The 22825-nt window shown below is 74.3% G+C and carries 23 protein-coding genes; 11 read left to right on the forward strand and 12 right to left on the reverse strand.

All coding sequences use genetic code 11. The features are described from left to right. Window positions 1-385: 385 nt before the first annotated feature. Window positions 386-724: a DUF4333 domain-containing protein gene (locus tag ACQP04_RS36845; protein WP_433505034.1), complete on the reverse strand. Its 339-nt coding sequence runs from the start codon at window positions 722-724 to the stop codon at window positions 386-388. Between the two features lie 185 nt (window positions 725-909). Next, window positions 910-1503, reverse strand: coding sequence for a YqgE/AlgH family protein (locus tag ACQP04_RS36850; RefSeq protein WP_433505035.1), 594 nt, complete (start codon window positions 1501-1503; stop codon window positions 910-912). Window positions 1504-1546: 43 nt separating this feature from the next. Here ACQP04_RS36850 and ACQP04_RS36855 point away from each other — a divergent pair, with 43 nt between their 5' ends. After that, window positions 1547-2863 (forward strand): MFS transporter, encoded by a 1317-nt coding sequence (locus ACQP04_RS36855; RefSeq protein WP_433505036.1) that lies wholly within the window; start codon window positions 1547-1549, stop codon window positions 2861-2863. Between the two features lies 1 nt (window position 2864). Here the strand turns inward: ACQP04_RS36855 and ACQP04_RS36860 are convergent, their stop codons facing one another. Next, window positions 2865-4331: a CCA tRNA nucleotidyltransferase gene (locus tag ACQP04_RS36860; protein WP_433508507.1), complete on the reverse strand. Its 1467-nt coding sequence runs from the start codon at window positions 4329-4331 to the stop codon at window positions 2865-2867. Between the two features lie 142 nt (window positions 4332-4473). Between ACQP04_RS36860 and ACQP04_RS36865 the strand changes: the two genes are divergently transcribed. From ACQP04_RS36865 to ACQP04_RS36900, 8 genes are all read left to right on the forward strand, one after another. Continuing rightward, entirely contained in the window at window positions 4474-4968 is a 495-nt protein-coding gene (locus ACQP04_RS36865; RefSeq protein WP_433505037.1) for an NUDIX domain-containing protein, read from the forward strand. Next, a complete protein-coding gene (locus ACQP04_RS36870) occupies window positions 4965-7445 on the forward strand; it encodes a DUF6049 family protein (RefSeq protein ID WP_433505038.1) in 2481 nt (826 codons plus the stop codon). Before ACQP04_RS36865 ends, ACQP04_RS36870 begins: the two co-directional genes overlap by 4 nt. Before the next feature lie 64 nt (window positions 7446-7509). Then, complete coding sequence (locus ACQP04_RS36875) at window positions 7510-9270, forward strand: protein kinase family protein (RefSeq protein WP_433505039.1); 1761 nt, start codon at window positions 7510-7512, stop codon at window positions 9268-9270. A 67-nt stretch (window positions 9271-9337) separates the two neighbouring features. Beyond that, window positions 9338-9892: an RNA polymerase sigma factor SigM gene (gene sigM / locus ACQP04_RS36880; protein ID WP_433505040.1), complete on the forward strand. Its 555-nt coding sequence runs from the start codon at window positions 9338-9340 to the stop codon at window positions 9890-9892. After that, window positions 9889-10542, forward strand: coding sequence for a hypothetical protein (locus ACQP04_RS36885; RefSeq protein WP_433505041.1), 654 nt, complete (start codon window positions 9889-9891; stop codon window positions 10540-10542). Before sigM ends, ACQP04_RS36885 begins: the two co-directional genes overlap by 4 nt. A gap of 95 nt (window positions 10543-10637) precedes the next feature. After that, complete coding sequence (trxB, locus tag ACQP04_RS36890; protein WP_433505042.1) at window positions 10638-11639, forward strand: thioredoxin-disulfide reductase; 1002 nt, start codon at window positions 10638-10640, stop codon at window positions 11637-11639. Between the two features lie 63 nt (window positions 11640-11702). Then, window positions 11703-12029: a thioredoxin gene (gene trxA, locus ACQP04_RS36895; RefSeq protein WP_037042095.1), complete on the forward strand. Its 327-nt coding sequence runs from the start codon at window positions 11703-11705 to the stop codon at window positions 12027-12029. A gap of 282 nt (window positions 12030-12311) precedes the next feature. Next, window positions 12312-13469: an N-acetylmuramoyl-L-alanine amidase gene (locus ACQP04_RS36900; RefSeq protein ID WP_037042096.1), complete on the forward strand. Its 1158-nt coding sequence runs from the start codon at window positions 12312-12314 to the stop codon at window positions 13467-13469. A gap of 106 nt (window positions 13470-13575) precedes the next feature. Here the strand turns inward: ACQP04_RS36900 and ACQP04_RS36905 are convergent, their stop codons facing one another. Next, the gene (locus ACQP04_RS36905) at window positions 13576-14253 is read right to left on the reverse strand and encodes a GNAT family N-acetyltransferase (protein ID WP_037042097.1); all 678 of its coding nucleotides are present in this window, start codon (window positions 14251-14253) and stop codon (window positions 13576-13578) included. Between the two features lie 252 nt (window positions 14254-14505). Here ACQP04_RS36905 and ACQP04_RS36910 point away from each other — a divergent pair, with 252 nt between their 5' ends. Together ACQP04_RS36910 and ACQP04_RS36915 are read left to right on the forward strand one after the other, a co-directional pair. Beyond that, a complete protein-coding gene (locus ACQP04_RS36910; RefSeq protein ID WP_433505043.1) occupies window positions 14506-15849 on the forward strand; it encodes a PLP-dependent aminotransferase family protein in 1344 nt (447 codons plus the stop codon). Window positions 15850-16007: 158 nt separating this feature from the next. Next, window positions 16008-16955, forward strand: coding sequence for a D-alanine--D-alanine ligase family protein (locus tag ACQP04_RS36915; RefSeq protein WP_433505044.1), 948 nt, complete (start codon window positions 16008-16010; stop codon window positions 16953-16955). A gap of 46 nt (window positions 16956-17001) precedes the next feature. Here the strand turns inward: ACQP04_RS36915 and ACQP04_RS36920 are convergent, their stop codons facing one another. From ACQP04_RS36920 to rpmH, 8 genes are all read right to left on the reverse strand, one after another. Continuing rightward, window positions 17002-17976: a ParB/RepB/Spo0J family partition protein gene (locus ACQP04_RS36920; RefSeq protein ID WP_433505045.1), complete on the reverse strand. Its 975-nt coding sequence runs from the start codon at window positions 17974-17976 to the stop codon at window positions 17002-17004. Next, the gene (locus ACQP04_RS36925) at window positions 17977-18873 is read right to left on the reverse strand and encodes a ParA family protein (protein WP_433505046.1); all 897 of its coding nucleotides are present in this window, start codon (window positions 18871-18873) and stop codon (window positions 17977-17979) included. Window positions 18874-18916: 43 nt separating this feature from the next. Beyond that, window positions 18917-19579 (reverse strand): 16S rRNA (guanine(527)-N(7))-methyltransferase RsmG, encoded by a 663-nt coding sequence (gene rsmG, locus ACQP04_RS36930; RefSeq protein WP_433505047.1) that lies wholly within the window; start codon window positions 19577-19579, stop codon window positions 18917-18919. A 110-nt stretch (window positions 19580-19689) separates the two neighbouring features. Continuing rightward, complete coding sequence (locus ACQP04_RS36935; RefSeq protein ID WP_037042101.1) at window positions 19690-20181, reverse strand: protein jag; 492 nt, start codon at window positions 20179-20181, stop codon at window positions 19690-19692. A gap of 136 nt (window positions 20182-20317) precedes the next feature. After that, entirely contained in the window at window positions 20318-21433 is a 1116-nt protein-coding gene (gene yidC / locus ACQP04_RS36940; RefSeq protein WP_433505048.1) for a membrane protein insertase YidC, read from the reverse strand. Beyond that, the gene (gene yidD / locus ACQP04_RS36945) at window positions 21427-21762 is read right to left on the reverse strand and encodes a membrane protein insertion efficiency factor YidD (protein ID WP_433505049.1); all 336 of its coding nucleotides are present in this window, start codon (window positions 21760-21762) and stop codon (window positions 21427-21429) included. Before yidD ends, yidC begins: the two co-directional genes overlap by 7 nt. Beyond that, entirely contained in the window at window positions 21759-22136 is a 378-nt protein-coding gene (gene rnpA, locus ACQP04_RS36950) for a ribonuclease P protein component (RefSeq protein ID WP_037042104.1), read from the reverse strand. Before rnpA ends, yidD begins: the two co-directional genes overlap by 4 nt. 16 nt (window positions 22137-22152) lie before the next feature. Next, the gene (gene rpmH, locus ACQP04_RS36955; protein ID WP_037042106.1) at window positions 22153-22290 is read right to left on the reverse strand and encodes a 50S ribosomal protein L34; all 138 of its coding nucleotides are present in this window, start codon (window positions 22288-22290) and stop codon (window positions 22153-22155) included. Window positions 22291-22825: the final 535 nt, after the last annotated feature.

Here is a 22825-nt window from a genome sequence, read left to right on the forward strand (position 1 = left end):
GTGTGTCCGCTCGGGACGGCGACGCCGTCGGCTCCGCTGCCGACTTCGCGACACGCCCGCACGCCCGAGCCCGCACATCCGAAGTGATCTCCCGCGGGTCGTCGACGGGGTGTGCGGCGGAGTGACCGGCTGTGTCGTGGAGCCGGGGCGGGTGTGAGAGCACGAGAGCGGTTGTGTCGCGGCGCACGACGGGCGTGAGAGTGCTCGCGAGGCGCGGAGCGGCACGGCTCAAGACGAACTCTCGACTCGGGGTTCCACGGCCGCCGGCCCGCGGGCCCGAACTCCCGACTCGCGGTCCCAGAACTCCCGACTCGCGGTGCCGGATCTCCCGACTCGCGGACTTCTATACGTTCGTCTGAGACGTACGTCTCACCGTATACGGACGTCAGAACGGCCTGCCGACCTGGTAGTTCCCGTCCCGGTCGAGGACCGTCACCGGGATCGAGCGGATCACGCTGCCCAACTGGGCCTGGCAGAACAGCACGAGCTGCGGGTACACGACGACCTGCTGGGGACACAGCACCGGGGCCGTGGCCAGCGCCGCGGTCGACGGATCCGCGGCCAGCACCGCGCGCACGTCCCGTTCGACCTGCGCCCCGTCGAGGGTGCGGGGCGGGGCGGGTGTCGGGGTGCCCGTCACCAGGACCGAGCAGGCGGCCAGCAGCGGCGCGAGGGCCGCGACCACGGCGAGGCCGGCGCGGGACGGGGCACGACGGGCGGGCATCCGGCCTCCTCGGTCCTTGCGGGCCTCCAGGGTCCCCGCACGGCCGGACCGGCGAAAGGTCCCGCAGGTCACGAACGCGTTGCCGAGCAGGGCCGACCGGGACCGACGGGCCACCGAGACCCACTGCCGACCGAAGCCGACAGGTCGACCGAGACGACCGATCGACCGGGGTCGACCGCGCGACGTCAGTTCAGCCCGATCTCCACGGGGAAGGTGGAGAGCAGGGCCAGCGGCGCGCCCTGACGCCGCAGCACCCGGCCCCAGAGGTCGGCGTGGCGCGCGGTGGTGACGTCGTCGGGCAGGCCCGGGACCACGAACCAGTCCCCGCGGGCGATCTCCCCGGCCAGCTGTCCGGAGTCCCAGCCCGAGTACCCGGCGAACACCCGCAGCCCCCGGACCCGCGAGGCGACGGCCGCCGGCTCGCTGTCCAGGTCCACGAGCACGACCGGCCCGTTCACCCCGACGACGCCCTCGACCCCGTCGGGCCGATGGCCCGGCCGCAGGCTGGCCAGGCAGAGCGCGGTGGTGCCGTCGACCGGCCCGCCGACGAAGACGGTGCCGGGACCGGACGCCAGCGCCGCCCAGCGGGGGAGGACGTCCTGCACCGAGGCCTCGGACGGCCGGTTGAGCACCACGCCGAGGCTGCCGTGCTCGCGGTGCTCGACGAGGTAGACGACGGTGCGGGAGAAGTTGGGATCGGTGAGGTTGGGTGCGGCCACCAGAAGGGTGCCCGGTCCGACCGGAGCGGTGGCCTGCCTGCCGGGGCGGTCGTCCCTCACTCGCCCATATTCGCACCCCCGCCCCGGGACGTACGCTCCACCCGTGTCCCTCCCGAACCCCGCTCCGCCCCTGACGCCGGCGGCGGGGAACGCGGCCGCCGTGAAGGTCGGCGTCCGCGCACTGATGCGGGGCCGCGGTTTCCGCAGGCTGCTGCTCTCGCGGGTCCCGGCCCAGTGGGGGGACGGTTTCTTCCAGGCCGCGCTGGGCGGCGCGGTGCTGTTCAACCCGGAGCGCCAGGCCGATCCGCTCGCGGTGGCGGCCGGGCTCGCGGTGATGTTGCTGCCGTACTCGTTCATCGGGCCCTTCGCCGGCGCGCTGCTCGACCGTTGGGACCGCCGCCGGGTGCTGCTCCTGGCGAACCTGCTGCGCGGGGTGCTGATCGCGGTCGTCGCCGTGGCGGTCGGGACCGGGGTGGCGGGTCCGCCGCTCTACCTCGGCGCGCTCGCCGTCGTCGGGGTGAGCCGGTTCGTGGGGGCGGGGCTGTCGGCGGCGCTGCCGCACGTCGTCGAGCCGCGCAACCTCGTCGAGGCCAACGTCGTGGCGTCGACCGCCGGGGCGGCCTCGGCCGCGCTGGGCGGGGCCATGGCGATCGGCGTCCGTGAGCTGGTCGGGGCGGGCGACGCCGGCTCCGGGGTGACCACGGCGCTCGCGATCGTGGGGTCGCTCCTCGCGGCCGTCGCGGCGGCCGGGTTCGCCCGGGGCGTGCTCGGACCGGACGGGACCGAGGCGCGCAGCCGGATCGCTGCCGTCGCACGCGGGTGGCTGGACGGCGCCCGCGCGGTGGTGCGGGTGCCCACGGCCAGTGCCGCGTTCTGCGCCGTCGGCGCGCACCGGCTGGCCTTCGGCATGAGCACGCTGCTGTCGTTGCTGCTCTTCCGCTACGCGTTCCACGACGCCGGCGTCTGGCGGGCCGGGCTGGCCGGGGTCGGGCAGGTCGTGATGGCCGCCGGCGCCGGTGTCGGTGTGGCGGCGCTGCTCACGCCGTGGCTCACCCACCGCCTCGGCCGCGCGACCACGATCCGGACGGGCCTCGTCGTCGCGGCGCTGGCGCAGGTCGGGGTCGCCGCCGTCACGACGATCCCGACGGTGCTGGCCGCGGCCTTCGTGCTCAGCACCGCCGGGCAGGTGGTGAAGCTGTGCGCCGACGCGGCCATCCAGCAGGAGACCGCCGACGAGGCCCGCGGCCGGGTCTTCGCCCTCTACGACGCGCTGTTCAACACCTGCTACGTCGTGGCCGTGGCCGCGGCGGCCCTCCTCGCCCCGCCCGACGGGAACTCCCCGTGGCTGCTGGGCTCGGCCGCCGTCGTCTACCTGCTGGGCCTCGCCGGGCACGAGGCGCAGCTGCGCCGGCGCACCTGACTCAGAGGTTCTCGGCGGCCCACCGGCGCAGCTCGGCCTCGGCCTGCTCCGCGCTCATCGGCCCGTTCTCCATCCGCAGCGCGAGCAGGTGCCTGTAGGCCCTGCCGACCTGCGGGCCCGGCGGGATGCCGAGGATCTGCATGATCGCGTTGCCGTCGAGGTCGGGGCGGATGGCGTCGAGCTCCTCCTGCTGGCGCAGCTCGGCGATCCGCTCCTCGAGCGAGTCGTACGAGCGCTGCAGCGCCGCGGCCCGCCGCCGGTTGCGGGTGGTGCAGTCGGAGCGGACGAGCGCGTGCAGCCGGTCGAGCAGCGGCCCGGCGTCGGCGACGTACCGGCGCACGGCCGAGTCCGTCCACTCGCCCTTGCCGTACCCGTGGAACCGCAGGTGCAGGTAGACGAGCTGGCTGACGTCGTCGACCACGTGCTTCGGGTAGCGCAGGTCGCGCAGCCGCTTGCGGACCATCTTCGCGCCGACCACCTCGTGGTGGTGGAAGCTCACCCGGCCGTCCGGCTCCTTGCGCCGGGTCGGCGGCTTGCCGACGTCGTGCAGCAGGGCCGCGAGGCGCAGCACCAGGTCGGGCTTCTCCTCCCGCTCGATGGCCTGCTCCATGACGACGAGCGAGTGCGTGTAGACGTCCTTGTGCTGCATGTGCTCGTCGATCGCGAGCCGCATCGCCGGCACCTCGGGCACCACGTACTCGGCCAGCCCGGTGTCGACCAGCAGCTCGATCCCGCGCCGCGGGTGCGCGCCGAGCAGCAGCTTGGAGAACTCGGCCTGGATGCGCTCCTTGGTGATCCGGGTGAGCTCGCCGGCCATCGCGGACATCGCCGAGATGACCCGCTCGGCCGGGGTGAACCCGAGCTGGGAGACGAACCGGGCGGCCCGGAGCATCCGCAGCGGGTCGTCGGCGAAGGACTCCTGCGGCGCGGCCGGGGTGTCGAGGACCCCGGCGGCCAGCGCGGCGAGGCCGCCGTAGGGGTCGACGAACCGGCGGTCGCCGGGCGCGGTGTGCACCTCGACGGCCATCGCGTTCACGGTGAAGTCGCGGCGGACCAGGTCGCCCTCGAGCGAGTCCCCGAACCGGACGAGCGGCTTGCGGCCGACGCGGTCGTAGGCGTCGGCGCGGAAGGTCGTGATCTCGAGGGTGTCGTCGTCGCGGCGCACGCCGACGGTCCCGAACTCGATGCCGGTGTCCCAGGTCGCATCCGCCCAGCCGGCGACGATCTCGAGGATGCGCTCGGGCCGGGCGTCGGTGGTGAAGTCCAGGTCCGCGCCGCCACGGCGGAGCAGGGCGTCCCGGACGCTGCCGCCGACGAGGTAGAGCGTGTGCCCGGCCGCACGGAACCGGTCGCCGAGCTCGTCGGCGACGGCGGGGATGTCGAGCAGCTCCACGAGCGCATTCTCCTGGGCGCGCCGGAGTGCGTCCGGCCGATCCGGTGCCGCGGTCACGGCGGTACCGGAGATCACGAGCGGGGAAGACACGGCGGGCCAGTGTAGGCGGCGCCCGTGGGCGCCGCCCGGGGGATCCGACGGCGGGACGAACGGGGCGTGACGCACGCGCGTCCTGCAGAACCCCGCCCCGGGACCCTCCCCTCGTTACCATCGCCACATGTCCTCCTCCCGCGGCCGCTCAGGGGGGCGCCGCGCGGGGAGGCCCGCCGACCGGCGCCGTCGTCTGCGGACGGTCGACGAGACGTCCGCGGGTGGCCTCGTCGTCGACCACGAGCTGGGCCGCGCGGCCGTGATCGGCCGGCTGGACCGCCGCGGCCGGCTCCTGTGGTCCCTGCCGAAAGGACACATCGAGGCCGGGGAGACCGCCGAGGAGGCGGCGGTGCGGGAGGTCGAGGAGGAGACCGGCATCATCGGGCGCGTGGTCGCACCCCTGGGCACGATCGACTTCTGGTTCGTCGCCGAGGACCGCCGGGTGCACAAGACCGTGCACCACTTCCTGATGCGGGCCCTCGGCGGCGACCTGTGCGACGACGACGTCGAGGTCGCCGAGGTCGCCTGGGTTCCGCTCGGGGAGCTGGAGGGCCGGCTCGCCTACGCCGACGAGCGGCGGCTGATCCGGCGGGCGACCCAACTGCTGGAGGAGACCGCGTGAGAGGGGTCGCGGCGGCCGCCGCGATCCTCACCCTGCTCGCGACCCTGGTCGGGGCGGCGGCGGGGACGGCCGCGGCGCAGCCCGACGCGCCCCCGGCCGCGGACACCGGTCTGCGTCTCGACGTCACGGCCGCCTCGCCCCGCGTCGTCACCGCGGACGGGCCCGCGACCCTGACCCTCACCGGCACGCTGACCAACACCGGGTCGAGCCCGGTGACCGGCCTCGGCGCCCGCGTCCAGCGCAGCGACCCGCTGCGCAGCGAGGCCGCGGTGCGCGAGGCCCTGGCCGGCGACGACGCCGCCGACGCCGTCACCCCCGTCTTCACCGATCTGCCCGACCTGGCCGCCGGCGCGTCCGAGCCGGTCACGCTCTCGGTGCCGCTCACCGGGCCGCCCACCTCGTCGCTCGCACTGGCCCGCACCGGGGTGCACGCCCTGCTGGTCAACGTCAACGGCACCCGCGACGGCCTCCGGTCCCGGATGGCGGCGGTGCGCCTGCTGCTGCCGGTGCTCTCGCTGCCCGGGGGCGCCCCGGCGGGGCCGGCCGCGCCACCGACCGGCTCGACGCCGTTCACGCTGCTCTATCCGATGGTCGAGCCGCCGCGGCGGCTGCCGACCGTGCCCGGCGAGCCGGTCACCCTCACCGACGACGGCCTCGCCGCCTCCTTCGCCCCCGGCGGCCGGCTCGCCGGCCTGGTCGAGGCGCTAGCCTCCCGCGCACCCGTCGGCTCGCCGCTGCGGGCCGGGGTGTGCGTCGCGATCGACCCGGACCTCGTCGAGGCCGCCGCGCAGATGGCCGACGGGTACCAGGTGCGTGCCCCGGACGGGACCGTCACGCCCGGCGCCGGCGCCGACGCGGCCCGAGCGTGGCTCGCCCGGCTCTCCGCCACCCTGCGCGGCAGCTGCGTGCTCGCCCTCGCGCAGGACGACGCCGACCTGGTCGCCCTGGTCCGGTCCGGCGCGTCGGACCTCGCCCGGCGGGCCGTCGACGACGGGCGGCAGCTGACCGGGCGGCTGCTCGGGACGCCGGTGCTCGCCGACACCGTCTGGCCGGTCGACGGGGCGCTCGACGAGGCCACCCTGGCGGACGTCGGCCAGGCCGGCGACGGGTCGTCGGCCGCCGTGCTCTCCGCCGACTCGGTCGAGCAGCCCGGCGCCACGCAGGTCTCCGGCGTCGTCCCGCTGGCCGACCCGACCACGGGCGGCACGTCGACGGTCGGGGTGCTCACCGACCCGCTGCTGACCCTCGCGGCCGGCGGCAGCAGGGCGTCGACCACCAGCACCAGCCCGGCCGGCGGCCCCGGGGCCCTCGGCACGCAGGACGCGCTCGGCGCGCTCGCCTTCCGGGCACTGTCCGGCGGCGCCCGCGCCGGTGGACCGCTGGTCCTCGCCCCGCCGCACCGGTGGGCGATCGACGGCCGCGGCGCGGACACCCTGCTCGACGGCGCATCCCGGCTGATCACGGCCGGGCTGGCCGAGCCGCGCGCGCTCGGGGCGTCGGTCGCGGCGGGCGCCCCGCCCGGGGCGGACGGGCGGCGGCTCACCTACCCCGTGCGGATGGGGGCGCTGGAGATCCCGCCGGCGGTCGTCGCCTCGGTGGCCGAGGACCGCGACGACGTCGAGCGGCTGCGGGCGGCCGCCGACTACGAGACGGGCGTCGGGGCGCCGCCCGAGCAGGTCTTCGACCCCCTGCTGCGGGGGATGCTGCGCGCGGTCTCCGGCTGGTGGCGCGGCGACCCGGCCGCAGCGCGGGTGCAGGCCGGCCTCGTCGGGACCCGGATCGACGAGCTGGTCGGCTCGGTGCGGGTGCTGGAGCCGCCGGGGCCGTTCTCGCTGGGTACGCGGGACGCGCCGGTGCCGCTGACCGTGGCCAACGGACTTCCCATCACCATGACGGTAAGGGTCGAGCTGGCCAGCACGGCCGGGCTGCGGGTCGCCCCGATCCCGGTGCAGCGCGTGCCCCCGCTCGGTCGGGTGCAGGTCCGGGTCAGCGCCGAGGTGCTGCGCGCGGGGCAGTTCACCGTCGAGGCCTCGGTCCGCACGCCGGACGGCGGCGCGCTCGGCGAGCCGACCCGCCTGCAGGTCCGCTCGACCGTCTACGGCACCGTCACGATCTGGCTCACCGCGGTCGCCGGCGTGCTGCTCGTGCTGCTCGCCGCCCGTCGGATCGTCCGGCGGATCCGGGGCGACCGGCCAGGTCCGGACGGGGGAACCGGACCGCACGGAACCGGCACGGGCCCGCCGACCGGGCCCGTCCGACCGCCGGTCCCGGTGCGCGCGCCGCACGGCGGACCGTCGACCGGCTCCGCGGCCGGAGCGCCGGAGCCGCCGGTCCTGCGCGGTCCGGAAGGTCCCCGACCTGCGGTTCGTCCCGGCGAGCGGCCGGGGGGAACGTCCGTCGGGTCCGGGGAGTTCCCGCCCGGACTCCGGCGCGCGTCACGGCGCGGGGTGACCGCGCCGGACGGCGATCTGCCGTAGGCTGACGACCTGGCGGTAGGGGGCAGGCAGTCGCGCGTGGCGCACGGGGTGGAGGTCGCGACCGGTGAGCGGGCAGACGGAGGAGAGCCCTGTGCCCGGCCCGGGCACCGGTGCCACCGCATCCGCCGCATCCGTCACCTCGACCACCGCCGCCGTCCCCGCGGTCCCCGGCACCGCGATCCCGAGCCCCGCCGTCCCGCCCGACGCGGCCACGGTCCGCTCGGTCCAGTCCGCGCCGCCGGTCAACGGCGCTTCGCTCGGACGCGCCGAGAGCGCCGTCCGGTCCACGGCGGCGACCGGCCCCGGCACCGTCCTCGGCAACCGCTACCGGCTCGTCCTGCGCGTCGGTTCGGACCTGAGCGCGGGTGCCGAGTTCTGGCGGGCCGAGGACACGATCCTGCAGCGGGACGTCGGCGTCACCGTGCTGCGCCGGCTCCCCGCCGACGAGGCGGACGAGGACCCGGAGGGCACCGCCCGCGCCGGCGAGATGATCGTCCGCGCGCTGCGCTCCGGCGGCTTCGAGCACGCGGGGTGCGCCCGGCTGCTCGACGTCCTGGCCGCGGGCTCGCCCGGCGTCCCGTCGGACGTGCTGGGCGCGGCCGTCACCGAGTGGGTCGCCGAGCACAGCCTGACCGAGGCCGTCGCGGGCGGGCTCATCAAGCCGTTGCGCGCGGCCCGCATGGTCCAGCAGCTCGCCTCGGCCGCCGAGGAGGCGCACGGCCGGGGCCTGGTGCTCGGCACCGACCACCCGCAGCGGATCCGGGTCACCCGGGACGGGCGGGCGCAGGTCGCGTTCGTGCTGCCCCGGCCGGGCCTCACGCCCGAGGACGACGTCCGCGGGCTCGGTGCCGTCCTCTACACCCTGCTGACCTCGCGCTGGCCTCTGTCGGGCTCCGACGCCGCGCGCGCCGGCCTGCCCTCCCCGGAGCGGGACGAGCACGGCGCCCCGGTGCCGCCGTCGGCGCTGCGTCCCGGCGTGCCCGTCGAGCTCGACGCCGTCTGCACGGCCGCACTCGGGTCGCACGCCGTGGGGCCCGCCGTCGGTCGCGTGCACACCGCTGCCGCGGTGAAGCAGATGATCGGCGAGGTCGTGCTCGAGGACGACCGGGCCGCGATCTTCCCGCCGGAGCACGACGGCGTGCCGGCCGAGCCCGGCGACGTCTGGCAGAACAAGACGCGCAAGGCCACGCCGCAGGACCCGGACCGGCGGCGGAAGCTGCTGATCGGGCTGGGCGTGCTCGGCGCGGGTGTGCTCGTGGTGCTCGGGTACCTGGGTGTGCAGGTCGGCTCGATGTTCGGGGAGTCGAGCGGCCCGGCGATCGTCGTCGGCGACAACGCGGCGGCCGCGCCCAACCCGGCCGCCCCCGGTGGCCCCGCCGCGAGCGTGGCGGTCAGCGGTGTCTCGCTCGAGGTGTACGACCGCACCGGGGACCGGGACAACGCCGTCGACGTCGAGCGCGCGGTCGACGGGAACCCGACCACCAGCTGGTCGACCTTCACCTACAAGCAGCAGCTGCCGGCGCTCAAGCCGGGCGTGGGCCTGATGGCCTCCTTCGCCTCGGTGGAGCAGCTGTCCCGGATCTCGGTGCAGTCGCCGAGCGCCGGGACGGTCGTCGAGATCCGGTCGGCTCCTTCGGCCGACGCCGACCTCGAGGACACCCAGCTGCTGACCAGGCAGACCCTCGCCACCGGCACCAGCACGATCTCGCTGGCCGACAGCCAGCCGACCCAGCACGTGCTGGTGTGGATCACCAAGCTCGGCGGCGGGGGCGACGCGAACGTGAGCCAGATCGACGAGCTCACCTTCTACCGCGCGGGCCTGTAGATCACTCCTGTGAACGGTTGCGCCGTTCCGGACCGCGCGGGGACACCCGGCTCCTAGCGTCCGCCGCGTGCCCCTGCTCGACGCGCGGTCCGACCTGCAGCTGCTGGAGGCGCACCGGTCCGGCGAGCGCCGCGCGTTCGACGAGCTGGTGCGCCGGCACGGCGACCGGCTGTGGGCGGTGGCGCTGCGGGTGCTCCGCGACCCGGAGGACGCCGCGGACGTCCTGCAGGACGCGCTCGAGTCGGCCTACCGCCGCTCGGCGGGCTTCCGCGGGGAGGCGTCGGTGAGCACGTGGCTGCACCGGATCGTGGTGAACAAGTGCGTCGACCGGATCCGGTACGACCGCGCGCGGCCGCCCTCCGGGTACGGCTGCACCCACCGGACGCCGGTCGGGCGCGACCCCGCCGAGGGCGCCACGACCCGGCTCGCGGTGCTCGACGCGCTGGCACATATCCCCGCTGATCAGCGCGTTCCCGTCGTTCTCGTCGATGTGATGGGATATCCCGTCGCCGAGGTGGCGGCGATCCTGCAGGTGCCGGCGGGCACCGTGAAGAGCCGCTGCGCCCGCGGCCGGGTCCGGCTCGCCGGGCTGCTCGGGCACCTGCGGGAGGAGGGCGCATGAGCGGTCCGGAGCGGTCCGCGGGCGGTGGGGGCTGGCTCACCCGGCTGGCCGAGGCCGAGGCCGGTCTGCCCGACGAGGACGCGGCGAGCCGCGTGATCGCGGCGGCCGGACCCGGAAGCGACCGGGTGCTGGCCGCACTCGCGACGACCCGCGCCGAACTCGCCGCCGTGCCGCCGGTCCGCCTGCCCACCGCCGTCGCCGCGAGGCTGGCGGCGGGGTTCGACGCGCTGGACGGCGCTGTAGGTGGCAATAGTCGTCATAGCGACGATGACTACGCACGACGGGTTCGGCGGCGGCGGCCGCTCCTGCTCACGGCCGCGGCGGCCGCCCTGGTCGCCGTCGCGGTCGTCGGGCCGTCCACCCGGCCGGCGGGCGATGCGGTCGACCCCGCCTCCGCTGCCGCGCGGGTGCTCGCGGAGGGCACCCTCGACGTCGGGGAGCTGCGGGAGCCGGCGGCCCTCGCGGCATGTCTGGACCGCGCCGGCGCCGCGCCCGCCCGAGGCCCGCTCCTCGCCGGACGCCCGGTCGTCGTCGAGGGGCGGCGGGGGACCCTGCTCGTGCTCGGCACGGGCGTGCTCGGCCGGGTGCGCGCCGTCGTCCCGGACGAGGGCTGCGGCGCGGTCCTGGCCGACCTCACCACGGGCGGGTGACCGCAGCCACAGCCCTGCCGCGCGCCGCTCCGCCGGGGGAATGCCCGCTCCTAGGATCGTGTTGACTGGGCCGGAGAGCGGGAGGAGAGGCATCGGTGAGCACCGAGCAGAAGATCCACGAGCTGATCATCATCGGCTCCGGACCGGCGGGGTACACCGCAGCGGTCTACGCCGCGCGCGCCCAGCTCGCGCCCCTGGTGTTCGAGGGAACCCAGTTCGGCGGCGCCCTGATGACGACGACCGAGGTCGAGAACTTCCCCGGCTTCACCGACGGCATCATGGGCCCGGAGCTGATGGAGCAGATGCGCGGGCAGGCCAAGCGCTTCGGCGCCGACCTGCGGGCCGAGGACGTCGAGTCGGTGAAGCTCGAGGGTCCGGTCAAGGAGGTCACCGCCAACGGCGTGACCTACCGGTCCCGCGCGGTCATCCTCGCCATGGGGGCCGCGGCCCGCTACCTCGGCGTGCCGGGGGAGCAGGAGCTGCTCGGCCGCGGCGTGTCGGCCTGTGCCACCTGTGACGGGTTCTTCTTCCGGGACAAGCCGATCGCCGTGATCGGCGGCGGCGACTCGGCGATGGAGGAGGCCACCTTCCTCACCCGGTTCGGGTCGAGCGTCACGGTGGTGCACCGCCGCGACGAGTTCCGTGCCTCGAAGATCATGCTGGAGCGCGCGCAGAACGACCCGAAGATGCGGTGGGAGCTGAACAAGGCCGTCACCGAGGTCGTCGGCGAGAACGGCGTGTCCGCGCTCAAGCTGAAGGACACGGTGACCGGCGAGGAGTCCACCCTCGAGGTCTCGGGGATGTTCGTGGCGATCGGCCACGACCCGCGCAGCGAGCTGGTCCGCGGCCAGGTGGAGCTCGACGACGAGGGCTACGTCAAGACCACGGCCCCGTCGACGCACACCAACATCCCGGGCGTGTTCGCGGCCGGTGACCTGGTCGACCACACCTACCGGCAGGCGATCACCGCCGCCGGGTCGGGCTGCTCCGCGGCGATCGACGCCGAGCGCTGGCTGGCCGAGGAGCCGATCGACCCCGAGATGGCCGGCGGCGGCTACGGCAGCGACGCGGAGGACGTCGCGGCCGCGGTCCACTGACCGTCCCCCGTACTTCCTGGCACCCTTCTTCCTGGCGCAGTACCGATCGAGGAGAGCAACGCGATGGGCAACAACACCGTGGACGTCACCGACGCCACGTTCGAGCAGGACGTCCTCAAGAGCGGCAAGACCGTGCTGGTCGACTTCTGGGCGACCTGGTGCGGGCCGTGCAAGATGGTCGCCCCGGTGCTCGACGAGATCGCCGGCGAGCACAAGGACAACCTGACCGTCGCGAAGCTCGACATCGACGCCAACGGCAAGACCGCCCAGCAGTACCAGGTCATGTCGATCCCGACCATGATCCTGTTCAAGGACGGCCAGCCGGTGAAGACCATCGTCGGCGCCAAGCCGAAGGCCGCCCTGCTGAACGACCTGTCCGACTACCTGTAGGTCGTTTCCGCAACCGATCCGATACGGCCTGTCGCCGATCGCCCGGTACACCCGGCGATCGGTCGGCGGGCCGTTCGGCCGTTCGGCGCCGTTCTCGTCCGCTGACTGCGCGGACACGCCCGTGCACGCCCCGCTGTCCCCCGGACGTGGCACAGCAGGGCAGAATGGTCGGCGGCCGAGAACCGGGCCGGACATGCCGGAGTGCGCCGCGTGCCGACGTGCGGGCCCGGACCATCGAGACGCGCCGTCGGTTCGGCGCGACGGAGATCGAGCGAGGGGTGCATGCAGCTGCTCCGCCGCGGGGACCGCGGCCCGGCGGTCGTCGAGATCAGGACCACGCTGCGGCGGTTCGGCCTCCTGGCCGCCGCCCCGGCCCCGGGTTCCGACGACGTGTTCGACGGTGCCGTCGAGCGGGCCGTCCAGGCGTTCCAGCAGCGCCGCGGGCTGATCACCGACGGGATCGTCGGCCCGGACACCTACCGTGCGCTGCGTGAGGCAGGCTGGAAGCTCGGCGACCGGATGCTGGCCCTGATGGTGTCCGCGCCCATGAGCGGGGACGACGTCGGCCAGCTCCAGACCCGCCTCCTCGAGCTCGGCTACGACCCCGGCCGCCCCTCCGGCGTGTTCGACGAGCGCACCGAGCAGGCCCTGCGCGGCTTCCAGCGGGACTACGGGCTTGCCGCGGACGGTGTGTGCGGCCCCGGCACCCTGCGTGCCCTGCGGCAGCTCGGCCGGAAGGTCGTCGGCGGGCGTCCCGGCCTGCTGCGCGAGCAGGAGCTGCTCCGGCGCGCCGGCCCGCGGATGCGCGGCAAGCGGATCGTCGTCGACCCCGGGCACGGCGGCCTCGACCGCGGCGTCCAGGTTGCCGGCGTGTGCGAGGCCGACCTGATGTGGGACCTCGCCCGCCGGCTCGTCGGGCGCATGTCCGCCACGGGCATGGAGGCGCTGCTCTCCCGCCGGGAGGACACCTGCCCGGCCGAGGCCGAGCGCGCCGCGTTCGCGAACGAGGCGAACGCCGACCTCGTGCTCTCCCTGCACGCCGACGCGAACCGGAGCATGTACGCGCAGGGGCTCGCCACCTTCCACTTCGGCAACGGCTCGGGCGCCACCTCCACCGTGGGGGAGGCGCTCGCCGGGCTGATCCAGCGCGAGCTGCTCACCCGCACCGCGATGCTCGACTGCGGAAGCCAGGCCCGCACGTGGGAACTGCTGCGGCTGACGCAGATGCCGGCCGTCCGCGTGGAGCTCGGCTACCTCACGCACATCGGCGATCGGACCAAGCTGCTCGACCCCGGCTTCCGCGACGTGGTCGCCGAGGGCATCCTCGTGGCCGTCAAGCGGCTGTACCTGCTCGGTCAGAACGACCAGCCGACGGGCACGTTCACGTTCTCCGACGTGTTGGCCCACGAGATCAACCGGAACCAGGCCCAGGCCATCTGAGGCCGGGAGAATCGATCTCAGGGCCGGGAACGGCCAATCATCGGTTCCCGGGCCCCTGGGTCACACTCGTGTAATTCGGTCGCTCAGCGGCCCGTACAGCGCGCCCTCAGATCGCGCGTACGCGTGCACCGGCCGGGGCGGGTACCTGGTACCCGGGCTGCCCGACGGGCGCCGCGGCCTGCATCGGGATCGTGACGGTCCCGAGGAGTTGCTCGAGCGCGTGCTCGACGTCCTCCTTCCACGTGATCCCCGAGCGGAGCTCCATCCGCAGCCGGGGCCAGCGCGGGTGCGGCCGGACCGTCTTGAACCCGACGCTGCGCAGGAAGTCGGCCGGGATGATGCAGCCGGGCTCGGAGCCGGGCCGCGCCTCGCCGAAGGCCTCGACGGCCTTCACGCCACGGCGGGTGAGGTCCTTCACCACGGACTGCGCGAGCATGCGGCCGAGGCCCTCGCCGGCGTACTCCGGCATGACCTGGAGGGTGGTGAGCAGCACCGCGTCGGCGCTCACGGGGCCGGTGGGCATCTCGGTGGCGCGGGGAACCGCGGAGGGCGGCGCGTACATGACGTAGCCGGCGGGCGCCCCGCGGACGTAGACGATCTTCCCGCACGAGCCCCACTCGAGCAGGATCTCCGAGACCCAGGCCTCCTTCTCGAGATCGGTGGTGCCGAACTCCTCGGCCTGTTTGGCCAGGTGCGGTGCGAGCTCCCAGAAGACGCAGGAGCGACAACGCTTGGGGAGGTCCCCCAGGTTGTCGAGGTTGACCGCGGCGACGTGCCAGGACAACGTGCTACCTCCGGGCGGCCGACCCGATCGGGTTCCGCGTGGTCGAGAGCCCCCGTGTGATCACGAAGGCCGTTCGATGGTAGGTCGGTCCGGGCCCCTGCGACACCCCGGCTGCTGCGACCGGTGTCTCAGCCTCGCCGAAGGGCAGGGCGTACACCCGTCCCGGTTACACTCAGGTGCCGCTTTCGCTCCCCGAGGCTGCGCGCGCGTGGCCGCCGGGCGGCGATCACCCGTCGACCTGGAGGATCCACCGTGACGATCCCGCCGTCCCCGCAGCAGCCCGACGTCTCCGTCGAGCGGGCGGCGGCAGCCGCGCCGGTCCCTCCCACGGAGCGGTTCGCGGCACGGACCTCCGGGATGGTCGCCTCCGAGATCCGCGCCCTCTTCGCCGTCGCCAGCCGGCCCGAGGTCGTCTCGCTCGCGGGCGGCATGCCCAACCTCGCCGCCCTCCCGCTCGACGAACTGTCCGGCGAGATCGGCGACCTCGTCGCCCGCGAGGGCCAGGTCGCGCTGCAGTACGGCTCCGCCCAGGGCGTGCCGGCGCTGCGCGCGCAGATCTGCGACGTCATGCGGGAGGAGGGGATCGAGGCCGACCCGAACGACGTCGTCGTGACCGTCGGGTCGCAGATGGCCCTCGACCTCGTCACCCGGCTGTTCTGCGACCCGAGCGACGTGGTCCTCGCCGAGGGGCCCTCGTACGTCGGCGCGCTGGGCAGCTTCGCCGCCTACCAGGCGCGCGTGGTCCACGTGGCGATGGACGAGCACGGGCTCGTCCCGCAGCTGCTGGAGGAGGCGCTGCGCTCGCTCGCGGCGCGCGGTGTCACCCCGAAGTTCCTCTACACGATCCCGAACTTCCACAACCCCGCCGGCGTGACCATGGCCGTCGAGCGGCGGCAGCGGGTGCTGGACCTGTGCGCGGAGTACGGGGTGGGCATCGTCGAGGACAACCCGTACGGGCTGCTGGGCTTCAGTGGCACCCGCTACCCGGCGCTGCGGTCGCTGGACCGCTCGGTCATCTACCTCGGGTCGTTCTCCAAGACGTTCGCCTCCGGTCTGCGGGTCGGGTGGGCGCTCGTGCCGCCGGCGGTGCGGGACCGGCTGGTGCTGGCCGCGGAGTCCGCCACGCTGTGCCCGCCGAGCTTCACGCAGATGGTCGTCTCCCGTTACCTGGAGAAGCACGACTGGCGGGCGCAGGTGAAGGCCTACACCGAGCAGTACCGCGAGCGGCGGGACGCGATGCTGTCCGCGCTCGACACGTACCTGCCCGAGGGCTGCACCTGGACCGTGCCCGACGGTGGCTTCTACGTCTGGGTCACGCTCCCGGAGGGTGTCGACGCCAAGGCGATGCTGCCGCGCGCCGTCACCGCCCGGGTGGCATACGCGTCGGGCACCGGGTTCTACGCCGACGGGCTCGGCAGCCGGCAGCTGCGGCTCTCGTACTGCTACCCGACCCCGGAGCGCATCACCGAGGGCGTCCGCCGCCTCGCCGGTGTGATCGAGGCGGAGCTGGAGGTGCGGCGCACCTTCGGCCTCCCCGCCGCGCCGGCGCCCGAGCTCAGGCGGGGGTCGCACACCCCGAGCCCCGACACGGCCTGATCCCCGGATCTCCGAACGCCCCGCGGTACGCACCGCGGGGCGTTCGTCGTTCCCGGACCGTTTCACGTGAAACACGAGCCGTCCCGAGGCCGCCGTTTCACGTGGAACACCCCGGACCGGACGCCGGGCCCGGCGAGGTCGTGGCGCAGAATGCCCCGGTGAGCGATCGAAGCGTGGCCGTGCTGGCGGGTGGGCTCTCCCACGAGCGTGAGGTGTCCCTGCGATCCGGGCGCCGGTTGGCCGGCGCCCTGCGCGCCAGCGGGCTGGAGGTCCGCGAGTGGGACGCCGACGCCGCGCTGATCGAGCGCCTGCGCACCGAGCGCCCCGACGCCGCGATCGTCGCGCTGCACGGGGGAGAGGGCGAGAACGGGGCGGTGCAGGCCGTCCTGGAGCTCCTCGGGGTGCCGTTCGTGGGCACCGCGTCCGCGGCATGCCGGCGCGCGTGGGACAAGCCGACCGCGAAGGCCGAGCTCGCGCGCTCCGGCCTGGACACTCCGGACTGGGTCGCGCTGCCGCACACGACCTTCCGCGAGCTGGGCGCCCAGGCCGTGCTCGACGCGATGGTGGACCGGCTCGGGCTGCCGCTGATGCTCAAGCCGGACCAGGGCGGCTCAGCCCTCGGGGCCCAGGTGGTCCGCTCGGCCGCCGAGCTGCCGTCGGCGATGGTCAGCTGCCTCGCCTACGCCGACACGGTCCTCGCCGAGCGGTTCGTCACCGGCACCGAGGTCGCCGTCTCCGTGGTGCACGACGGCGCCGAGCCGCGCGCGTTGCCGCCGGTCGAGGTCGACGTCCCCGGCGGCGTATACGACTACACGGCCCGCTACACGCAGGGGGCCGCGAGCTTCCACTGCCCGGCCCGGCTGCCCGACGACGTCCTGGACCGCCTCCGCGAGACCGCCCTCCAGGCGCACGCCCTGCTCGGGCTCCGTGACGTCTCCCGCACGGACGCCGTCGTCGACGCCGACGGGCGCGTCCAGATCCTCGAGGTGAACGTGTCGCCCGGGCTCACCGACACGTCGTTGCTCCCCACCGCCGTCGCGGCCGAGGGGAGCGACCTGGGCACCGTCTTCGCGGCCCTCGTGGAGCGCGCCGTCGAGCGGGGGTGATGTTCCACGGGGAACGAACGACCGCGACGTTCCCCGTGGGAGGGGCTCAGCCCCGCTCGATCAACCCGGCGATGCGCTCGAGGTCCTCCGCCGACCCGAACTCGACGACGAGCCGTCCCTTGCGTGCGCCCATCTCCACCTTGACCGTGGTGTCGAAGCGGTCGGAGAGGCGCGTGGCCAGCTCGGTCATCCCTTCGGTCGGCGCCGGACGGGACCGGGACTGCCGCTGCCTGCCCGGCGACCGCTCGTTGCGCGCGAGCACGACCGCCTCCTCGGTCGCGCGCACCGACATGCCCTCGGCGACGATCCGCGCGGCGAGCTCCTCCTGGGCCTCGGCGTCGTCGAGCCCGAGGAGGGCGCGGGCGTGACCGGCGGACAGCACGCCCGCAGCGACCCGACGCTGGACGGCCACCGGAAGGCGCAGCAGCCGGATCATGTTGGTGACCACGGGCCGGCTACGGCCGATGCGGTCGGCCAGCTCGGTCTGGGTCACGCCGAACTCCGCGAGGAGCTGCTCGTACGCGGCGGCCTCCTCGAGCGGGTTCAGCTGCACGCGGTGGATGTTCTCCAGCAGCGCGTCCCGCAGCATCTGGTCGTTGCCGGTGCGCCGGACGATCGCCGGCAGCACCTCGAGGCCGGCCTGCTGCGAGGCCCGCCACCGCCGCTCGCCCATGACGAGCTCGTAGTTCCCGGAGCCCTTCTCGCGCACCACGATGGGCTGCAGCAGCCCGAACTCGCGGATCGAGTGCGCCAGCTCCGCGAGGTGCTCCTCGTCGAACTGGCTGCGCGGCTGCTTCGGGTTGGGCCGGATCGCCGCGACCGGGATCTCCCGGTAGACCGCGCCCGCCTCGGCGACGGCCCCGGCCGGCGCGAACCCGTCGGTCGGCGCGCCCCGGTCCCACGACTCCGGCACGTGCGCCGACGGCGTCGGGGGAGAGGGGCGGGTCGGGGGCTCGCCCGGAGGCGCCGTGGGGATCAGCGCGGCCAGGCCGCGGCCCAGCCCGCCCTTGCGCTCGGCCATCTACGCCCCGTTCGTCTCCGGCCCGCCCATCCGCGAGCCGTACTGCGCGATCTCCCGGGCGGCGTCGACGTAGCTCATCGCGCCGCGTGACCCGGGGTCGTAGGCGAGCACCGTCTGGCTGTAGCCCGGGGCCTCGGAGACCTTCACGCTGCGCGGGATGACCGTCCGCAGCACGGTGCCGGCGAAGTGCTGTCGCACCTCCGAGGTGACCTGGTCGGCGAGCTTGGTGCGGCCGTCGTACATGGTCAGCAGGATCGTCGACACGTGCAGCGCGGTGTTGAGGTGCGACCGCACGAGGTCGATGTTGCTCAGCAGCTGGCCGAGCCCCTCCAGCGCGTAGTACTCGCACTGGATCGGGATCAGCACCTCGGCGGCCGCGACGAGCGCGTTGACCGTCAGCAGCCCCAGCGAGGGCGGGCAGTCGATCAGGACGTAGTCGACGGCGAGCTCGTCGAGCACCTCGTCGGACAGCGCCTGCCGCAGCCGCGACTCGCGGGCGACCATGCTGACCAGTTCGATCTCGGCGCCGGCCAGGTCGATCGTGGCGGGCACGCACAGCAGGTTGTCCGACGCCGTGCTCACCGCGGCGGCCTCGACGATCCCGATCTCGCCGAGCAGCGCCTCGTAGATCGACGGCGTGCCGGCGCGGTGCTCGACGCCGAGGGCCGTGCTCGCGTTGCCCTGGGGGTCGAGGTCCACGACGAGCACCCGCAGTCCGTGCATCGCGAGCGCGGCCGCGATGTTGACGGTGCTCGTGGTCTTCCCGACGCCGCCCTTCTGGTTGGCGACGGTGAGGATCCGCCGGTGCGCCGGCTTCGGCATCGAGTGCCGGTCGGGGTGCCGCAGGCGGGCGGCACGCTCCGCCTCCTCGGCGATGGGGGTCCAGCCGATGCTCATCGTGCGGGGCCTTCCTGACGACGTGTCACGTGGAACGGCGGGATCACGAGCGCCTCCTCCGCGGCCTGCCGGCGGGCCGGCTCTCCCGTTCGACCGAGACGACTGTGCTCGGCGGGTCGACGACGCCGGCCCCGCATCGCTCGATCACCGGGGTGCCGCCGCCGAGCCTGCGGACCTCGTCGGCGTCCCGGGCGATCTCGTCCGGCGCCGAGGCACCCTTCACGGCGAGCAGCCTGCCACCGACCCGGAGCAGGGGGATCGACCAGCCGGCGAGCCGGGCGAGCGGCGCGACGGCACGAGCGGTCACCACGTCCGCCCCCTCCCATCGACGCCGGATCGCATTCTCCTCGGCCCGCCCCCGCTCCACGGTGAGCGACAGGCCCAGATCGTCGATGATCTCGCTGAGCCACTCCACCCGGCGGGCGAGCGGCTCCACGAGCACGATCCGAAGATCCGGGCGAGCCAGCGCCAACGGTATCCCGGGAAGGCCCGCTCCCGAACCCACGTCGACGACCTTCGCGCCGTCCGGCACGAGTTCCGCGACGACGGCACAGTTCAGGACGTGCCGGTCCCACAGGCGGTCGGTCTCGCGCGGGCCGATGAGGCCGCGCTCGACACCGGACGTCGCGAGGTGCTCGACGTACCGGGCGGCGAGGTCGAGGCGGTCGCCGAAGACCTTCTCCGCCGGGGCGGGGGGATGTTCCACGTGAAACCGTCCAGATTCTGGAGGGGCCGGACACGCCCGCGCCCTCCGGTCCGATGCGGACACGGAGGGCGCGGGCGGGTGCTGGGGTACGGGTCCCGGGGAACCCGGCCTCACTTGTCGCGGAAGACGACGACCTGCCGGCGCGGCTCCTCGCCCTCGCTCTCGCTGGAGACGCCCTTCACCGCGGCGACGGCGTCGTGCACGACCTTGCGCTCGAACGGGGTCATCGGGCGGAGCCGCACGGACTGGCCCGAGTCCTTGACCTCCTGCGCGGTCCGGGTGCCGAGCTCGGTGAGCTCGTCCCGGCGGCTCTGCCGCCATCCGGCGATGTCCAACATCAGCCGGCTGCGGTTGCCCGATGCCTGCTGCACGGCGAGCCGGGTCAGCTCCTGCAGCGACTCCAGCGCCTGGCCCCGGTCGCCCACGAGCTTCACCAGGTCCTCGCCGCCGTCGATGCTGACGATGGCCCGGCCGGCCTCGACGTCGAGGTCGATGTCGCCGTCGTAGTCGAGGATGTCGAGCAGGCGCTCGAGGTAGTCGCCCGCGATGTCCCCCTCTTTGATCAGCTGGTCCTCGGACCCGCTCTCCGCGGTCTTCGGCACGTGTGTCTCCTCTCCACGTTGCGCTCGTCCGCTCCGCCCGGGCGGGTCGGACGAGGTGAGCGGGCGGCGCCGCCCGGCCGCCCGCTCGAAGGTCCGTCGAGGTCGGGGTCGCGTCGTCGCGCCCGCCGACCTCGTGTCACCGACGCTTCTTGCCCTTCCGGGCCTGCGTCCGGTTGCCGCCGCCGGGGCGCCCGCCCTGGCCGGCCGGCCGGTTCGCCGGCTTCCCGCCCACGGGCTTCGCTCCCGGCTTCGGCTTGTTCACGGGCTTGGCGCCCGGCTTCTTCGCGGGCGCGGCAGACGGGTCGCCGTCTCCGCTGCCGTTGGAGTCGATCTCCACCTCGTCGGCCGGCGCCGCACCGTTGGTGGCCCCGTCGGTCTCGCCGCGGACGTCGCGCTGCGGCTTCTGGCCCGGCTTCGGGGCGAGGGAGTTGCGCTGCGCGGACGCCTTCTCCTTCTTCTCGGCCTCCTCGGCGTCGATCTTCTTGTAGACGACGTACTGCTGACCGAGGGTCCAGAGGTTGTTGGAGACCCAGTAGAACAGGATGGCGAGCGGGAGGAACGGGCCGCCGACCACGACGCCGATCGGGAACACGTACAGCATCAGCTTGTTCATGATCGCGGTCTGCGAGTTCGCCATGGCCGCGGGGTTGGCCGCCTGGCGGGCCACCGAGTGCCGCGCGGTGATGTGCGTGAAGATACCCGCGATGATCATCAGCGGGATCATGACGATCAGCTGGCTGGTCAGGTTGCCGCCGAGCTCGGCGAGGCTGGTCGTCGAGTACTGGGTGTTGATGACCGAGGCGCCCAGCTTGGCGCCGAAGAAGTCCGAGTCGACGAAGGAGCGCACCTCGTCGGCGCCGAAGAAGTAGTTCTCGGTCTTGCCCGGCTTGAACTCGCGCAGGACGTGGAACAGGCCGATGAACACCGGGACCTGCACCAGGACCGGCAGACAGCCGCCGAGCGGGTTCGCCCCGTTCTCCGACTGGAGCTTCTGCATCTCCGCGGCGAGCTTCTGCTTGTCGTTGGCGTACTTCTTCCGGAGCTTCTGCATCTCCGGCGCCATCTCCTGCATCTTCCGCATGGAGCGGACCTGCCCGACGAAGGGCTTGTACAGGATGGCGCGCAGGGTGAAGACCAGGAAGATCACTGCGAGCACCCAGGAAATGCCCGAGTCCGCGCCGAACACGAAGCCGAACGCCTTGTGCCAGACCCACATGATGAACGACACGGGGTAGTAGATGAAGTTCAGCACGGCGCTTGCTCCTCGCACTTCTCAGTGCAGTCGGCGGCTCGACGGTCGTCGGGGCGGGCGGGGCGATCGGGTTCCTCGGGCTCCGGGTCCTGTTCCGGGGCCCGGGGTGGTACCGGGTCCACCCCGCCAGGGTGCCACGGGTGGCAGCGCAGCAGCCGTCGCACGGCCAGCCACGTGCCGCGCGCCGCGCCGTGCACCTGCACGGCCTCGAGCGCGTAGGCGCTGCAGCTCGGGTAGAAGCGGCAGGCCGGGGGCAGCGCGGGGGAGATCCAGCGCTGGTAGACGCGCACCGCGCCGACCAGGACGCGGGCCGCAGGTGAGGGGCTCACCGGGCGGGCTCCCGGCCCCGCAGCTTCTTCGACGCGGAGCGCAGCGCGGAGTCCAGGTCCGCGCCGAGCTCGGCGGAGGTCGCCGCGGCGGCGGGCGGGAGCGCCCGCACGACGAGCGACGACCCGGTCGGCAGGATGCCGAGCCGGGCCGCGACGAGATGGCGCAACCGCCGGGCCACGCGGTGGCGGACCACCGCGTTCCCGACGGCCTTGCTCACGACGAACCCGGCCCGCGGCGGAGCCTGCGAGGCCGGGTCGGTGGTGGACGCCATGTCCAGATGTACGACGAGCCGGGAACGGCCCGCACGGCGGCCGTGGCGGATCGTCGAGGCGAACTCGTCCCGACGGGTCAGCCGGGCGCCGGCGGGCAGCACTCCGACGGTGCGGGGATCAGGCCGAGAGCTGCGAGCGGCCCTTGCGGCGGCGCGCGGAGATGATCGCGCGCCCGGCGCGCGTGCGCATCCGAAGCCGGAAGCCGTGCGTCTTGGCCCGGCGGCGGTTGTTCGGCTGAAAGGTGCGCTTGCTCACGGTCGACTCTCCCGGTCGACGGCGCCGCGGGGTGCTCGGGCCGTCGGTAGCTACTGATCTCGGTCGTGCGCGGTGGCAGCATCTGCCGTGTCGGGGCACGCGGACGTGCCGGCGACGGGACCGCGCCTGCAGAACAGGGTACGCAGCCGCTTCCGAGCGGTGCAAACCGCCCCCGAGGCAGCCCCGATCCCGGTGACGACGAGGGTGCGCTGCGTGATCGCCGCAGGTTGGGACGGGGGCGTCGGACGGGTCCGTACAGGCTTCCGACCTGCGCATCTTGTGACCTCGGGCCGGTCGTTGTTAGCGTGCGGGCTTCGCAGTTCCATCCGGGGGGATCGGGGCTTCTCCGACTGTCACCACGACGGACGCTGCGGGCGCGCGCCCGACAGGAGGGTGGTCGCGGCCCGCCGTATCCCCCTGCGTACGGTCTACGCACATGTGTGGATAAGTCTGGGGATGCCCAGCCCACGCCGACGAGACGACGAACGAGGTCGTGCCCACCGCTCCCCACGGTCGGCACGCGGAGAGGGGCCGA

Source organism: Pseudonocardia halophobica, assembly GCF_050948485.1.
In the GTDB taxonomy this organism is placed as follows: domain Bacteria; phylum Actinomycetota; class Actinomycetes; order Mycobacteriales; family Pseudonocardiaceae; genus Pseudonocardia; species Pseudonocardia halophobica.

Excerpts from the sequence above, each read along its gene's own strand:
- ACQP04_RS36845 (WP_433505034.1), bottom strand. The coding sequence starts at position 724 with ATGCCCGCCCGTCGTGCCCCGTCCCGCGCCGGCCTCGCCGTGGTCGCG.
- ACQP04_RS36865 (WP_433505037.1), top strand. The coding sequence starts at position 4,474 with ATGTCCTCCTCCCGCGGCCGCTCAGGGGGGCGCCGCGCGGGGAGGCCC.
- ACQP04_RS36885 (WP_433505041.1), top strand. The coding sequence starts at position 9,889 with ATGAGCGGTCCGGAGCGGTCCGCGGGCGGTGGGGGCTGGCTCACCCGG.
- trxA (WP_037042095.1), top strand. The coding sequence starts at position 11,703 with ATGGGCAACAACACCGTGGACGTCACCGACGCCACGTTCGAGCAGGAC.
- ACQP04_RS36900 (WP_037042096.1), top strand. The coding sequence starts at position 12,312 with ATGCAGCTGCTCCGCCGCGGGGACCGCGGCCCGGCGGTCGTCGAGATC.
- ACQP04_RS36920 (WP_433505045.1), bottom strand. The coding sequence starts at position 17,976 with ATGGCCGAGCGCAAGGGCGGGCTGGGCCGCGGCCTGGCCGCGCTGATC.
- ACQP04_RS36925 (WP_433505046.1), bottom strand. The coding sequence starts at position 18,873 with ATGAGCATCGGCTGGACCCCCATCGCCGAGGAGGCGGAGCGTGCCGCC.